General features: G+C 52.9%; 14 protein-coding genes. 9 read left to right on the plus strand and 5 right to left on the minus strand.

The genetic code is table 11. The annotated features are described in order from the left end of the window. Nucleotides 1-290: 290 nt before the first annotated feature. Together GOX21_RS21000 and GOX21_RS21005 are read left to right on the plus strand one after the other, a co-directional pair. Nucleotides 291-626 carry a hypothetical protein gene (locus tag GOX21_RS21000; protein WP_170379860.1) on the plus strand — a complete coding sequence of 112 codons (336 nt, stop codon included), beginning with the start codon at nucleotides 291-293 and terminating at the stop codon, nucleotides 624-626. A gap of 317 nt (nucleotides 627-943) precedes the next feature. Then, complete coding sequence (locus GOX21_RS21005; protein WP_170379858.1) at nucleotides 944-1,735, plus strand: inositol monophosphatase family protein; 792 nt, start codon at nucleotides 944-946, stop codon at nucleotides 1,733-1,735. A 3-nt stretch (nucleotides 1,736-1,738) separates the two neighbouring features. Here GOX21_RS21005 and GOX21_RS21010 read toward each other — a convergent pair whose 3' ends face one another. Genes GOX21_RS21010 through GOX21_RS21025 form a run of 4 tightly spaced genes read right to left on the minus strand, consistent with a single transcriptional unit; the run spans nucleotide 1,739 to nucleotide 6,615 of the window. Then, complete coding sequence (locus GOX21_RS21010) at nucleotides 1,739-2,305, minus strand: histidine phosphatase family protein (protein ID WP_170379857.1); 567 nt, start codon at nucleotides 2,303-2,305, stop codon at nucleotides 1,739-1,741. Continuing rightward, nucleotides 2,306-3,376 carry an ABC transporter ATP-binding protein gene (locus tag GOX21_RS21015; RefSeq protein WP_170362835.1) on the minus strand — a complete coding sequence of 357 codons (1,071 nt, stop codon included), beginning with the start codon at nucleotides 3,374-3,376 and terminating at the stop codon, nucleotides 2,306-2,308. Next, nucleotides 3,373-5,589 (minus strand): ABC transporter permease, encoded by a 2,217-nt coding sequence (locus GOX21_RS21020; RefSeq protein WP_170379855.1) that lies wholly within the window; start codon nucleotides 5,587-5,589, stop codon nucleotides 3,373-3,375. Before GOX21_RS21020 ends, GOX21_RS21015 begins: the two co-directional genes overlap by 4 nt. Continuing rightward, nucleotides 5,590-6,615 (minus strand): ABC transporter substrate-binding protein, encoded by a 1,026-nt coding sequence (locus tag GOX21_RS21025; RefSeq protein ID WP_170352083.1) that lies wholly within the window; start codon nucleotides 6,613-6,615, stop codon nucleotides 5,590-5,592. Between the two features lie 351 nt (nucleotides 6,616-6,966). On the opposite strand from GOX21_RS21025, the gene GOX21_RS21030 reads away from it, so the two are divergent. From GOX21_RS21030 to GOX21_RS21055, 6 genes are read left to right on the plus strand one after another with little or no spacing between them, the layout of a single operon-like run. After that, nucleotides 6,967-7,776, plus strand: a complete 810-nt coding sequence (locus GOX21_RS21030) for a DeoR/GlpR family DNA-binding transcription regulator (RefSeq protein WP_170379853.1) — start codon at nucleotides 6,967-6,969, stop codon at nucleotides 7,774-7,776. Nucleotides 7,777-7,835: 59 nt separating this feature from the next. After that, nucleotides 7,836-8,810: a phosphate/phosphite/phosphonate ABC transporter substrate-binding protein gene (gene phnD / locus GOX21_RS21035; RefSeq protein ID WP_170352081.1), complete on the plus strand. Its 975-nt coding sequence runs from the start codon at nucleotides 7,836-7,838 to the stop codon at nucleotides 8,808-8,810. A 60-nt stretch (nucleotides 8,811-8,870) separates the two neighbouring features. Next, nucleotides 8,871-9,665: a phosphonate ABC transporter ATP-binding protein gene (gene phnC, locus GOX21_RS21040; RefSeq protein WP_170352080.1), complete on the plus strand. Its 795-nt coding sequence runs from the start codon at nucleotides 8,871-8,873 to the stop codon at nucleotides 9,663-9,665. Beyond that, a complete protein-coding gene (gene phnE / locus GOX21_RS21045) occupies nucleotides 9,662-10,477 on the plus strand; it encodes a phosphonate ABC transporter, permease protein PhnE (protein ID WP_170352079.1) in 816 nt (271 codons plus the stop codon). The genes phnC and phnE (GOX21_RS21045) overlap by 4 nt, the downstream gene beginning before the upstream one ends. Then, nucleotides 10,477-11,292 carry a phosphonate ABC transporter, permease protein PhnE gene (gene phnE / locus GOX21_RS21050; protein ID WP_170352078.1) on the plus strand — a complete coding sequence of 272 codons (816 nt, stop codon included), beginning with the start codon at nucleotides 10,477-10,479 and terminating at the stop codon, nucleotides 11,290-11,292. Before phnE (GOX21_RS21045) ends, phnE (GOX21_RS21050) begins: the two co-directional genes overlap by 1 nt. Next, a complete protein-coding gene (locus tag GOX21_RS21055; protein ID WP_170379851.1) occupies nucleotides 11,256-12,194 on the plus strand; it encodes an HAD-IIA family hydrolase in 939 nt (312 codons plus the stop codon). Before phnE (GOX21_RS21050) ends, GOX21_RS21055 begins: the two co-directional genes overlap by 37 nt. A gap of 178 nt (nucleotides 12,195-12,372) precedes the next feature. Here GOX21_RS21055 and GOX21_RS21060 read toward each other — a convergent pair whose 3' ends face one another. Then, nucleotides 12,373-13,008, minus strand: coding sequence for a glutathione S-transferase (locus tag GOX21_RS21060; RefSeq protein WP_170379849.1), 636 nt, complete (start codon nucleotides 13,006-13,008; stop codon nucleotides 12,373-12,375). Nucleotides 13,009-13,421: 413 nt separating this feature from the next. Here GOX21_RS21060 and GOX21_RS21065 point away from each other — a divergent pair, with 413 nt between their 5' ends. Beyond that, complete coding sequence (locus tag GOX21_RS21065) at nucleotides 13,422-14,378, plus strand: isopenicillin N synthase family dioxygenase (RefSeq protein WP_170379847.1); 957 nt, start codon at nucleotides 13,422-13,424, stop codon at nucleotides 14,376-14,378. Nucleotides 14,379-14,629: the final 251 nt, after the last annotated feature.

Genomic DNA, 14,629 nt, shown 5'->3' on the forward strand with positions numbered 1-14,629 from the left:
CTTTTGGACAGGACGCCAATATCAAGAAGTTTCATGGTTGACCTCAAGTCGACTTGAAGTAGCAGGATAGCTCCTCACTGGCACATGAGACAAGAGAGTTTACGATGACTGATACGGTGCAGGCGCAATCTTCTATTCCCATCCTGATCACTCTCGCTGCAACGACATTGCGCGACAACCATAATGTGCAGATAGCCTGAAATGAGGTTATTTACTTGGAATTGGCACTTGAAAAGAGCTTGTAGGAGCGATCAAGTGCCGAGAACAAAAGCGAATTCCGAGACTTCACCATGGCGTTCGCCAATGTTCTGATGAGATCAATCCGGCTCGGCCGCGCGCCTATAGACCTCTTTTCTAGTGTCGCCTACCCGGCACAACCAAACCCTCACAGCATCACCTCAATGGAACGGCCTTACCGCGCTTCTTCGATCGCCGTACGCCGAAAAACTCACGGTTTGATCGCAACCATTCTAAAACGCCGAACAAACCTGTTTTCTATCAAAGGCGTATACGAGAAGCGTTGGGGCAGGGCACCTTTGATGCAAGAACTAAGATCCGAGCTCGAGCCGGAGCAGAACAATGAACTTGATCGGCTATTACTGCAGTTCCCGGCAAAGTGGGTTTGAAAACACAGGGCGGAAAACGGACTTTCGCAGCGAGTGCGAACCAATGAGGGTGCTTGCAAGAAAGCCGACATTCAAATGGTGAACATTTCGGAATCTAAGCTGCACCATCGTAAGTCGGCTCTTTACCCAAATGCGTACTAAAACTAGCGAATAACTGACTTGCAGGTTGTTTGCGGAGGAGATCATCAACACTAAACCTTTTAGGTTTGCAGCATCGAAATGGCTCTGGAAAACAAACGAAATGACTCTTTGATTGCTAGGCATTCGATTAGCTTGCAATGTTGCGTGGCAGCTCTTTAATCGGAAAAGGACCTCCCATGTCTCGACTTTCAAAACGCAGAGATTTTGCCATCGAAGTTTGTGAGGAGGCTGGGGCAATTGCCGAAGAGTATTTCGCGGATCGGGGTAATCTTGTCGTTGATCAAAAAGGCGCTCAGGACTGGGTTAGCGAGGCGGATAAGAATGTTGAAACCTTTATTCGTCAGAGGATTGCAGAGGCGTTGCCCAATGACGGAATTTTCGGTGAAGAGCACGGCGCCACTGTTGGTAAGAGCGGTTTTGACTGGGTGATTGACCCAATTGATGGGACAACAAATTTCGTCAACGGCATACCTGCATGGACTATTGTTCTGGCTGGCGTCACGGAAGGGCATACTGAGATCGGTGTGATACGTGATCCAAATGTGGATGAGACCTTTGTAGCGATGCGCGGAGAAGGTGCGACGCTTAACGGATCACCAATGCGCGTCGCGTCAGGGGTGGCGCTGCGGGACGGAACAGTCGCCGTGGGATATACGAACCGGATTGAGACCCGGCATATTTTACCTATTGTCGAAAATCTAATCGAGTACGGGGCTATGTTTCACAGAAACGCCAGCGGAGCGCTATCATTGGCCTACGTCGCTGCTGGGCGACTCTTGGGATACATGGAAGAACACATGAATGCCTGGGATTGTCTGGCTGGGCAATTGCTGGTCTCGGAAGCGGGTGGCATTGTTGAGGATCAGAACGCCGATGTGATGATCCGCGAAGGTGGGCGTGTAATCGTGGGTACACCAGATGTGTTCGAGACCTTGGTTGAAATCGCAGAGAACGCTTGGAACGATTAGGGTCTATGCCAACGAAACCCAGCCCGAATAGGGTTTGAGTGTCAATAGATCTGCCTGCCAGAAATGGCCTTGTGAGGGCTGATCGTACTTGCGGTCTATCGAACAATCCGAGAGTGCGCACCACAGCAATGTGCCGACCGCGCCGTGTGTCACGATTGCAATATCTCCGGCGCCATGCATTTGGACAATCTCGGTGACTGTACGATAAATACGAATCTGCGCCTCGACAGCTGTTTCCCAACCGCGATAGCGCGTTTCCGGTTGAGCAAAGAAAGCATCAGCTGCTGCCTCGAATTCGTCCCGAGGCAAATAACCGGTGCCGCTGCGGTCGTTCTCACCAAGACCCAAGTGGTAATTTACAGGTAGCGTTAGGGATGCGGCAAGAATCTCGCCTGTTTCGCGGGCCTTTCGCTCGCCACTGGTCCAAATTTGCGTGACTTTCGATAAGACTTCATTGGATGCAAATTCAGCAGCGCGTTTGCGGCCCGTCGCACTCAAGCACCACTCTGTTATCGGAATGACCGGATCGATAGAGACCTCGGGGTGTGTTATGATCGTGAGAGTCGGCATTTAGTCAGGCAAAAGCACGGGCCCTTTGTCAGCAAAACCCATCATGATTTCAGTGCCGGGTTCTAGCGGTGCATCGACATCATCTTGAACGGCAAAAACCTGGCCGAATGCACCTTTCAATGTGTATTCCATCCGAACGCCAACATAGGTCGCCTTGGCCACTGAGGCTGGAATACCTTGATCTGAACCGATCACCAAACGTGAGGGTCGCACGGCGATGGTTGCCGGTCCTTCGGACAGACCGCGGCGTGGCAGCGTGTGGCGGTAGCCTTCGACTTCGATGGTTGCCATATCGCCATCAATACTTACGATTTGGCAGCTCAGAAGGTTTGCCTCACCTATGAAATCGGCGACAAACCGGTCATTCGGCGCATCGTAAAGCTGGCGCGGAGTGCCTATTTGAGCGATCGCTGCGTTACGCATAACAACTATCTCATCCGAGACTGCCAGTGCCTCTTCTTGATCATGGGTAACGTAAACAACTGTTAAGCCAAGGTCTTGCTGAATTGCCCGAATATCTTCACGAACTTGACGGCGAAGCTTGGCGTCGAGGTTGGATAGCGGCTCGTCGAACAACAGCACTTGCGGCTCAAGAACCAGTGCGCGCGCCACGGCGACACGCTGCTGCTGGCCGCCCGATAACTCTGAGGGAAGGCGGTTGTCGAACCCCTGAAGGCCAACCAGCTCCAAACCATACAAGGCGCGACTGCGGGCCTCGTCCTTCGCAAAGCCCGAGAATGTGAGGCCATACTTCACATTCTCCAATACGCTCATATGAGGGAACAACGCGTATGACTGAAACACCATAGATACATCACGGTCGGTGGCTGGCAGTTTGGTCACGTCCCGATCACCGATCAGGATCTTGCCCGAACTTGCCATCTCCAACCCTGCAATCATGCGCAGTGTCGTTGTTTTTCCGCAGCCTGACGGGCCAAGCAGCGTAACGAGCTTTCCTGCGTCTACGTGAAGGTTGATGTTATCGACGGCGACCACATCCTTGCCGAACACTTTCGACACGTTCTCAAACCGTACCGGGGCGGCCTTGGAACCGATTTTGGTGTCGGTCATGGCGATGTCTCCGTTCCGTGCTGGGTGCGTCGACCAATCTGAACCCGGCCAACGAGAAGTTGCAATAAGCCGACCGTCGCGAGCATCACGAAGATCAGCGTCGTCGAATAGGCGATAGCAAGGCCATAGTCGTTATTCTCGACCCGGCCGATGATATAGCTGGTTGCCATGTCATACTCTGCGCTGACCAGAAAGATGACGGCTGAGATTGCCGTCATGGCACGAACAAAACTGTAGACAAGTGCAGCAAGTATCGCAGGGCGCAACAGCGGCAGGATGACATTCCGGAACGTCTGCCACGAGTTTGCGCCAAGGGTAAGCGAGGATTCATCAAGGCTGCGGTCAAGCTGTGACATGCTCGCGATGCCAGCGCGAACACCAACTGGCATATTGCGGAAGATGAAGCTGACAACGAGGATGACACCTGTGCCGGTGATTTCGATTGGCGGAACGTTGAAGGCAAGGATGTAGCTAACGCCGATGACCGTGCCGGGGATGGCGAAGGACAACATTGTTCCAAACTCAAAGGCGTTCTTGCCTGCAAAGCTTTGCCTGGTCAGCAGATAGGCAGTTACTAGCCCAACAGCGGCAGTTAATGGCGCTGCTATGGCCGCGATGGTTATTGTGGTCCAGAAACTGTCCCAAGCGGCTCCGGTCCAGCGTATACCCTCTTCTTCGAAGCGGACTGAGAATGCAGTGATGTAGTGCTTGATCGTCAGCGAATTATCGACTCCCCACAGCTCAACCACACTGCCGTAGATGATCATTGCATAGACAACAATGGTGAACAGCGCCCACCCCAAAGCGATGAGCAGAACGGGAACAGATAGGCCCGTTGGCATTAGAGGATGCACCCCCGCATCACCCTTGCCGGTGACGGTAGTGTAGCTCTTCTTTCCCAGCCAGACACGCTGCGCGTAAAAGGCGGAAAGGGTAAAGAACAGCAGCACCATTGCCAGAACCGCAGCACGGCCTTGATCGTATTGAGCGCCGACAATTGCGAAGAAAATCTCAGTCGACAGCACGTCGAAATTTCCACCCAATACAAGCGGGTTCCCAAAGTCGGCCATGCTTTCGATGAAGCCCAGAAGAAATGCATTTGCAAGACCGGGCCGCATCAGGGGTAGAGAAACCGTTTTGAACGTCTGCCATCTGCTGGCCCGCAGGGTCTGGGCCGCTTCCTCCATCGAAGGTGAAACACCTTCCACCACGCCTATTAGTACGAGAAATGCAATGGGAGTGAACGCGAGTGTCTGCGCGATCAGAATGCCTGGCATTCCGTAAAGCCAGCGTGTCGGTTGTGTGCCAAATAGCTCGGCAAAGAACCGGGTTACAGAACCGGACAAGCCAAAAAGTAGGATAAGCGCCAAGCCGATCACGAATGGCGGGGTGATTATTGGAAGAACAGTCAATGCTCGCAGCGCCCGCTTATAGCGAAAGCCTGAGCGCGTCACGACCAACGCGAAGCACAGACCCAGACCCGTGGTGATGACGCCTACAAGGATGGCTAGGAACAGTGAATTCCACGCAGCACCGCATCGCGCACCTTGTAAACACCCCAATCCCCACAACCGGTCGTCGAAGAACTTCGAGAAGAAAACCGCAATGGAATAAGCGCCGTCTTCGGTGATGAAAGCAGCAAAAAGCATCTTGGCGATGGGGAAAAAGACAAAAGCGGTAACGATGGTAATCACACCGCCAATAGCGCTTACGACGAAGACATCACCATTAATAGCACCCCTCGCCGCGATACCTTGAGTGAGCAGGAACAGAAAGCTTGATGCGCAGATCATCGCGCCATAGCCCATTCCGAACTGACGGTCGCCAAGCTCACCAAACAACGCGTCCAACCAATCGAAGTTGAAGCCTCTGATACCGATGCTGAACCCCTGAGCGATCAGCCAGCCGAACCCCAGCGCTCCGGACAGTATCAGCATACGGGCGTAAAGCGGATCAGATTTGGTACGCTTCAACACCAAAAGCGGCAGGGCGAGGGCGATAAGGAGCGGAGCAAGCCACAGCTTCTCACCTTGTCCAATCAAAAACGCAGCGGGGGCATAATCCTCATCGAACGGGTAGCCGTCCACCAGCCACCCGAACGACCACAGGCCGCCGTCGACCATGTACCAGGGCAGCAGGCAGAATCCGACCCACCCGGCGATGATCCAGAAGATCAGGACCGGATGGGTCGTTTTTGATGTAGTGTCTGCCATTTACTGCGGCAGAACCGAAACCTCTTCATCCCATTTCTGCAACAGACGCTTCCGTTCGTCTGAGGAGCCATATTTTTTGAAGTCATAGTCGATCAGCTTGATCTGACTCATGTCAGGCGCGCTATCCGAAGTTTCCGCGCCCTTGTTCGATGGCACCTGAAACGCGTTAACCTGAAGAGCAAGGTTTTGAGCTTCGGGCGACAGGGCCCAGTCATAGAACTTCTTCGCTTCTTCTTCGTTACGAGCCCCGTCTATAATCGACATTGACCCAATTTCGTAACCGGTGCCTTCGCATGGCGCGACGACTTTGATCGGGAACCCCGAAACGGCCTGCTTTACGGCGTCATGCATGAAGACGATACCAATCGTGTTCTCGCCACGACCGGCGGCCTTGATCGGCGCCGAGCCGGACTTGGTGTACTGGTTGATATTCGAGTGCAGGCCCTTCATGAACTCAAAGCCTTCATCCTCGCCGAAGATCTGCACCATTGAGGCCAGCGTCGTATAGGCCGTACCCGACGAGTTTGGGTTCGCCATCTGAACGTGTCCTTTGTATTCGGGCTTCAAAAGATCCTTCCAGCAGGCAGGTTCGGGCAGGTTGTTTGCAGCGACAAGGTCGGCATTGTAGCCATACCCAAGCGCGCCTGAATAGATGCCGATCGTCTTGTTGCCAGCACTTTCAGCCTGAGATATCGCCCAATCATGAAGCTGGTCGCGCATTGGGGACATGTATTCCATCGTCAGGCCTTCTTCGGCGGCCTGCAGATGCGGGTCGCCCGTACCACCCCACCAAACGTCACCTTTCGGGTTCGAGCTTTCGGCACGGATTTGCGCAAATGTCTCGCCCGAGGACTTTCGGGTCATGTTAACGTCGATGCCAGTTGCATCTTCGAAGCTACGTGCCATCAGTTGACACCAATCCTCTTGAGCTGAGCAATAGAAAGTCAGCTTATCGGCATGCGCTGCGGACAAAGACGCGGTCAAGGCAATCAGTGATCCCACGGCAGTGGATGTCAATTTCTTCATTATTTTTCCTCCCTTAGGGTTTAATTCGTCCAGGTTTCCCGGATCTATTTTGCCCTTCCTCATGCAGCCTTACGAAATTTTTCTTAGAGTGTTGAGGCTTCCTAATTATCTGTCAAAACCTTTGGAAAATGCGTCCGGATACTTTTACAACCACCAACTTCACCAAGAGAAAACCAACGATGCGCCCAGCCTTTCCTTTTGAAATTGATCAGCCTGCGTATATTGCTCTGTCCCTTGAAATCTTTGATGTCATGTGAATTTTCACAACGGAATGAGGATTATGCAACAAAAAATATTGCAAAATGCCCGAAACCCCACAAAATTAAAATCTGAAAATATTCGAGTCGTTGAATGTCCAAAACCAAAACGCGCGGCAAGAAATCTGAAAAGAGTCCGGGTCGGGTAAAAAAATCCGACAGACGCCAGCAAATCCTGCTGGACTTGAAACTGCGCCCGCACGTTCGCATCAACGAGTTGGCACAGCGTTTCAACGTTTCGAATGAGACCGTGCGCCGGGATTTCGAAGCCCTGTCCAATGAAGGCCTGATCGCGCGTGCGCACGGTGGGGCATCAGCCCCAGTGCAAGGGCATTACCCAAGTCTGGAAGAACGGACCGGCGCACAGATCGAAGAGCGCGAGCGGATAGGTATCAGCGCGGCGGGGCTTGTTCAGGACGGCGAAACGGTCATGGTCGATTCCGGCTCGACGACTGTCGAGATGGCACGCGCTCTGGCATTTCTCGATATCCATTGCACGGTGATCACGAATTCAATCCCCGTAGCGATGACCCTTGGCCATGGTACTGCCCAGGTCTTGCTGTGCCCCGGAGAATACCTGGCAGCTGAATCTGCAACGATCGGAACCGAGACACTGGAATTTCTGTCTCGTTTCAACGTTGACAGGTGCATGATCGGTTCTTCGGGTTTCTCAGTAGAAGGCCCGTCTGAGACGGTAAGGGGCTTTGCGGCGATCAAGAGGATGATGCTGACGCGTGCTGCAAAACGCCACCTTCTTATCGATTCCGGGAAATTTGGCCGCAAGGGTCTGGCTCAGGTAGGCGATCTTGCCGAGTTGGATTCCATAGTCACCGACACAAAACCAACCGGGGAACTGCTCAATGTAATAGATGGTGCCGAGGTCGATATTCTCGTCGCCGGTTAAGAACGAAAAGGAATGACTAACAGCGGCTGATAAATGCCGCACATAACTGGGAGGAAAACATGAAGATTGACATCAAATTATTGGTTGGGGCTTCCGCAATTGCGCTATTGTCGCTATCGGGGACAGCCTCAGCGCAGGATTGTCCACGCGGTGACCTAGACGAGCGCTTTTGTGACGCCGATGGGGATTTGATCGCGGATATTCCAACAGATGCCTCCGAGCAAATTGATCCAGACACCTTGATTTTTGCATATACACCAGTCGAAGACCCGGCCGTTTACAAAACCGCATGGTCAGACTTTCTTGAGCATTTGAAGGCGGAAACCGGCAAGGACGTCGTCTTTTTTCCGGTTCAGAACAACGCAGCTCAGATCGAAGCGATGCGTTCGGGGCGTCTCCATATTGCGGGCTTCAACACCGGTTCCAACCCACTGGCTGTAAACTGCGCCGGGTTCCGGCCATTCACGATCATGGCTTCGAAAGACGGTAATTTTGGCTATGAGATGGAGATTATTACCTTTCCTGGTTCGGGCATCGAAAAGGTTGAGGACATCAAAGGCAAGCAACTGGCCTTTACGTCCCCCACATCCAACTCGGGCTTCAAAGCGCCATCAGCAATTTTGAAGAGCGACTTTGATCTTCTGCCGGAACGCGATTTCGAACCTGTCTATTCGGGCAAGCATGACAACTCGATCTTGGGCGTGGCCAACAAGGATTACCTAGCGGCTTCGATTGCCAATTCGGTAAAATCACGGATGATCTTGCGTGATGTAATCAACGAAGACGACGTTGTTACGATCTATAAATCGCAGACTTTCCCGACCACAGGATTTGGCACCGTTTACAACCTGAAGCCTGAGCTGCAGGAGAAAATCCGCAATGCGTTCTTCAATTTTGACTGGGAGGGCACGACACTTGAAGCTGAATTCTCGAAGTCGAACGAAGGCCAGTTTCTTGAAATGACCTATCAGGAATTCTGGGATGTCATTCGTAAAATTGACGCAGCAAATGGCGTCTCCTACGCCTGCCAGTGACCCTTGGCCAATACTGCGGGCCCGAAAGGGCCCGTTATTCAACCTAATCTGGGGCATTTTATGCTGCGTCTTCAAAAGCTGACGAAAACATACAAGACCGGAGATCAGGCGCTAAAGGCCATCGATCTTGAGGTGCCCAAAGGACAGGTGCTTGCGTTGATCGGACCCTCGGGTGCAGGCAAGTCGACCATGATCCGCTGTATTAACCGCTTGGTCGAACCCACAAGCGGCGGCGTCCTTCTGGATGATGTGGACCTGACAAAACTCGGCTCGGGCGCTTTGCGGAAAGCGCGCCGGGAAATGGGTATGATCTTTCAGGAATATGCCCTGGTCGAACGCCTCACAGTGATGGAAAACGTATTGTCGGGACGGCTGGGATATGTGGGATTCTGGCGCAGTTTCCTACGGCGATATCCGCAGTCGGACGTTGACGAGGCTTTCCGCCTGCTTGATCGGGTGGGGTTGTTACACATGGCTGACAAACGCGCCGACGAGTTGTCAGGGGGGCAACGCCAAAGGGTCGGCATCTGCCGCGCCTTGATTCAAAACCCAAAATTGCTGCTGGTCGACGAGCCAACAGCATCGCTCGACCCGAAAACCAGCCGTCAGATCATGCGACTTATTACCGAGCTGTGTCAGGAGCGCGGATTGGCGGCGATCATCAATATCCATGACGTGGCACTTGCCCAGATGTTCGTTCCTCGCGTCGTGGGCCTCCGCTTTGGCGAAATCGTCTATGATGGTCTTCCAACAGGCCTTACCCCCGAAAAGCTGACTGAAATCTATGGGGAGGAAGACTGGGAAGCGACCATCGAAAAAGTGGACGAAGATGAAGATGTCGAGGCTGCAGAATGAGCCATCGAGAGTTAGACGACATGCTGGGAAAAGGCTGGCGTAAACCGGCCTTTGTAAAACACCCTTTGCTCCGCTGGGTATTGATCCTAGGCTTTTTCGCCTACCTAATCGCGGCCTTCATGACCATCGATGTCGATTGGGGCCGTGTCTATGAAGGGCTGGATCGGGGGTGGGCATTTGTACTTGCGTTTACCAGCCCGGACTTCGTTTCGCGGTGGTCAGACATTTGGAGCGGTCTTCTGGAGAGTATCATTATGACCGTGGCTGCGTCGGTCGTGGGTATCTTGATCTCGATCCCAATAGGGTTGGGCGCAGCACGAAATATCGCCCCTTTACCAGTCTACATGATTTGCCGGGGCATTGTTGCCATCAGTCGAGCCTTGCAAGAAATCATCGTGGCCATTTTGCTGGTGGCTATCTTCGGTTTTGGTCCGCTGGCCGGATTTCTGACCCTTTCCTTCGCCACCATCGGATTTCTCTCAAAACTTTTGGCCGAAGACATCGAAGCGATGGACAAGGTTCAGGCCGAGGCGATCAAGGCTTCTGGTGCGCGTTGGCCGCAATGGATCAACTATGGCGTTCAGCCACAGGTTATGCCGAGACTTGTGGGCCTTTCCATGTACAGGATCGACATCAATTTCCGAGAAAGTGCAATTCTTGGTCTGGTCGGTGCCGGCGGGATTGGCGCGACGTTGAACACTGCGTTCGATCGATATGAGTACGACACAGCGGCGGCCATTCTAATCCTGATCATCGGGATCGTCATGGCACTTGAATACCTTTCGGGAATTATCCGCGCGAGGGTTCAGTAGTGCCTGTTCTTGAACAAAACGATACGCAGATCTGGCGCAGACGGACGACGGGTCAAAGTCTTGTTCGCTGGTTTGGCTGGCTTTTGGGTGTGGCTGTCTTTGTTTATTGCTGGCAGTTCATTTCGGAATCGACGACCTGGTTTTTCGTTTGGGATGCCCCCCGCATTGCCAACGATATCTGGACCCGCGCAACGCCTCCCAAATGGGATTACATCACACAGCTGGGCCGCCCGATTTGGGATACGCTGAACATCGCCACCCTAGGTACAATCATCGCCTTGTGCATGGCAGTGCCGGTTGCCTTCTTGGCCGCGCGCAACACCACACCGTCGACATTATTCATTCGACCCATAGCTTTGTTGATCATTGTCTCGACCCGCTCTATCAACTCGCTGATCTGGGCGCTTCTATTGATCGCAATTATTGGCCCAGGCGTCTTTGCAGGTGTTATTGCAATTGCCATCCGTTCAATCGGGTTCTGCGCAAAGCTTCTGTATGAAGCCATAGAGGAAATTGATCACACTCAGGTCGAAGCGATCACGGCGACCGGTGCGTCGCGCTGGCAGGTCATGGCTTACGGGATTGTTCCACAGATCCTGCCCGCTTTTGCAGGCATTGCCGTTTTTCGTTGGGACATAAATATCCGCGAGTCCACGGTTCTGGGCCTGGTTGGTGCCGGAGGTATTGGATTGCAACTGTCAGCTTCGCTCAACGTTCTGGCTTGGCCACAGGTCAGCCTGATCCTGATTGTAATTCTCGTCGCGGTTTTGATCAGCGAATGGGTCTCGGCAAAAGTTCGAGGGGCGATCATTTGACCGGGTTCTCTGCGCAGGAGGCTTTCGATGCCTATGAAGCTGTACGACATCGCCTTCCGGAAGCTAGACCTACTGAAGTGACATATCGTCAGGTTGAAACGCTTGATGACATAGCTCATGAGTTCGATGTATTCCTCCTCGACGCCTTCGGGGTTCTTAATATAGGTGACACAGCAATCCCGGATACACCGGATCGGGTCAGGTCACTGAAAGCCGCCGGCAAACGTGTTTTGGTCGTTTCAAATGCTGCTGGGTTTCCTCACACAACTCTGTTGGAAAAATATTCTAGGCTTGGTTATGACTTCGCGCCCCGAGACGTGATCACCAGCCGGGCCACGTTGCTATCAGAAATAAACGGTCAAAGTGGGTTGCATTGGGGCTTGATGGCGACCCCCAGCGCCGGTCTTCGCGATTTGGAAGGGCTGAAACTATCCTACCTCGAGGATGACCCGAAGCCCTACGAAACCGTTGACGGGTTTCTAATGATAGGATCAGCGGTTTGGACTGAATCGCGTCAAGCTATGCTAGAGACTGCCTTGCTTGAACGGCCTCGCCCGGTAATGGTCGGCAACCCTGATATCGTCGCGCCCCGCGAGTACGGGTTTTCAAAAGAGCCCGGTCTTTTCGCGCACAGGCTGGCAGACCGGACAGGTGTTGTTCCTCAGTTCTTTGGAAAGCCTTTCGCCAACATCTATGATCTTGCTTTCCAACGTCTCGGGCACATCGACAGGTCCCGGGTTCTGATGGTTGGCGACAGCCTGCACACCGACATTCTGGGCGCATCCAGCGCTGGCATAGATTCGGCACTCATTTCAGGATATGGATTCTTCGCAGGGCATGATGTTGAAGCAGCGATCAAGAAGGCGGGGATAGTGCCAAACTTTGTAGTAGGCCGGCCTTGAGTCTAGAGCATTCGTTTTCGATAAGTATCCCGTTCAAATCGAATGTCCTGCAAGCCCGCATTTCGAACATGCTGACCATGGAAATACTGCGCTGTGGACCAACGGCAGCTTTGCCCCCCTCGCGGCAATGCGACCCCCGGTCTAAAGTCTGGATTGGGCTGTGATGCGACGTGTCGGCTCAGCCGTTGAACCAAATCGGAGCATCGCCTTCTGACCAAGTTGTGTACTTTCGCATCACTAGCAAAAATACTTCACTGTCCAGGAATTGATCTAGCCACGCCACTAAATTCGGCCACTCCTGTGCGTCAAACCGCGCCCGGTCTATATGCGCAAACTGGCGAACAAATGGTAGAATCGCCAAATCGGCGAGAGTGGGGCGATCTCCAAAAAGCCAGGCCCTCCCGACTAACCGCTCGTCGAGGTTGAGCAAGTAGCTCGCCGCTTTCCTGCGCTCCTTTTGGACGTCTAAGTCCGGATACCGCACGACGTATTTTGTGTGATCTAATGCATCCTTGAATGGGCCATCATTTGCCGCGATTAGGCCCCAACCTTCTTGAGGCATATCCAAAAGTCGCTGCGGATCATTTTGTTGAAGCGCCCAAATCATGATTTCCAGGCTTTCATCTATTACTTTGTCTGGAAGTCGAAGCGCGGGCACTGTTCCGGACGGGGATGTTTGTAAGAAAGCCTCAGGTTTGTCCTGCAAAAGAATCTCGCGCAGCTCGACTGTGACTCGTGAACTCGCCAATGCGAGACGGGCCCTTATGGCGTATGGGCAGCGACGGAACGACCATAAGATAGGGTATTGAGCCATACGAAGATATATCTCCAATCTACCAGCGTGGTTAAACCTCCCGTCGTTTCCCAACTGGTACTTCTGCTTGAACGCTGTCTGATACTATCGGATGGGCCATTGCTTCACAAACATCGGCCTCAGTAGCCGTCTGGTTTGGAGATTCAGAACGAGAAAATGCGGAATTGAGTACAAGTGACTTGTCTTGCGAAGTTGCAACGCGAAAGTCCCCGAGATCTTAGAAATTGGCCCTGGGCCGGTCGCGGTGGTTATGGATTGATCGAAGAATTAGTCTATCATAGCTTGCAGCATATGCCCAAGTTTCTCCATCTTGTCGTCTTAGAGCGCCACAGCGCTCATCGCCGAAAACGTTTTGCCGGATAGCTGGTCTTCCATTTGTGACTTAGCCAATAAAACAATTTTGGAGACCTCAGATGACTGAATTCACTGAAATCCCGGTGCTTGATCTTGCACCGCTGATCAATGGAGAGGATACGTCCAACCTCGCCTTGGAATTCGCCGAAGCCTATGGAAAAACCGGATTTGGCTATGTTGTTAATCACGGCGTTGATCCTGACTTGCGCGCTGCCGTGTTTGCCGCCTCGACGGAATTTCATGCACTGCCGGAGATCGAAAAACAGGCAATTGCACTAAATAAATGTCATCGTGGCTACATCGCGATCAACACCTCCACGGACGTGAACTCTGACCTGGCCAAGGTGACTAAACCCAATCAGTCCGCATCGTTCATGATGATGCGCGAGGATGCAGAGGTCGACCCTGCCGTCTATCTGTCCGGACCAAATCAATGGCCTGCTCTGGAAGGTTTCCGAGAGGCCTGCGAGGCTTATGCCGACGCGATGACAAACCTGGGTTACAAACTCATGGGTCTTGCCCTTGACGCTATTGGCGCCGCGGATCGTTCGATCCTCAGTGCATTCCAGACGCCAACGATTTGGCTGCGCCTACTCCACTATCCACCACAACCGCCACAGGCTTTGGGTGATCTTTACGGATCTGCACCCCACAAGGACTTTGGATGTCTGACATTGCTCGCACAGGACAATGTTGGTGGTTTGCAAGTCCAGACGCCTGAGGGTCATTGGGTGGATGCACCGCCTATCGACAATGCCTTCGTGGTCAATGTAGGCGATATGCTGCACCGACTCTCCAACGGAAAGTTGTTGTCCACCCCGCACCGGGTTATCAATGCGACCGGACAACAGCGCTATTCCGTACCGTTCTTCTTCGACCCACATGTCTCTGCTGAAATCGCGCCGCTCCCTGGGACAGGGACTGCGAGATTCGATCCCCTGAAGTTTGGACAGTTTTTGAGAGGAGAACTGGAAGCAAGCTACGACGCACATCAGGTTGGCCATTCGGATACCTAAAAGCACGCTGCGTTGGCAGTGACATTCCACTGACCGATATGAAACGAACGTCCGCATTGCAATTGCTGCGACGCAGCTATGCGGCTTCAGATCAAAATCCTCAATGGGCCGTTTCGGTACATGTGAGTAACGTCTGCCTCCCGGATGCTGCGTTCGGTCCGAGGTCCGTATTGAGCCCATACTCACCGATGCTGCGCTTTGAACAAATGACCGCTCCGTAGTCACCAGTGAAATCTGGATCCGCATATGCA

This window comes from Ruegeria atlantica, assembly GCF_013032005.1.
Classification (GTDB): Bacteria; Pseudomonadota; Alphaproteobacteria; order Rhodobacterales; family Rhodobacteraceae; genus Ruegeria; species Ruegeria atlantica_A.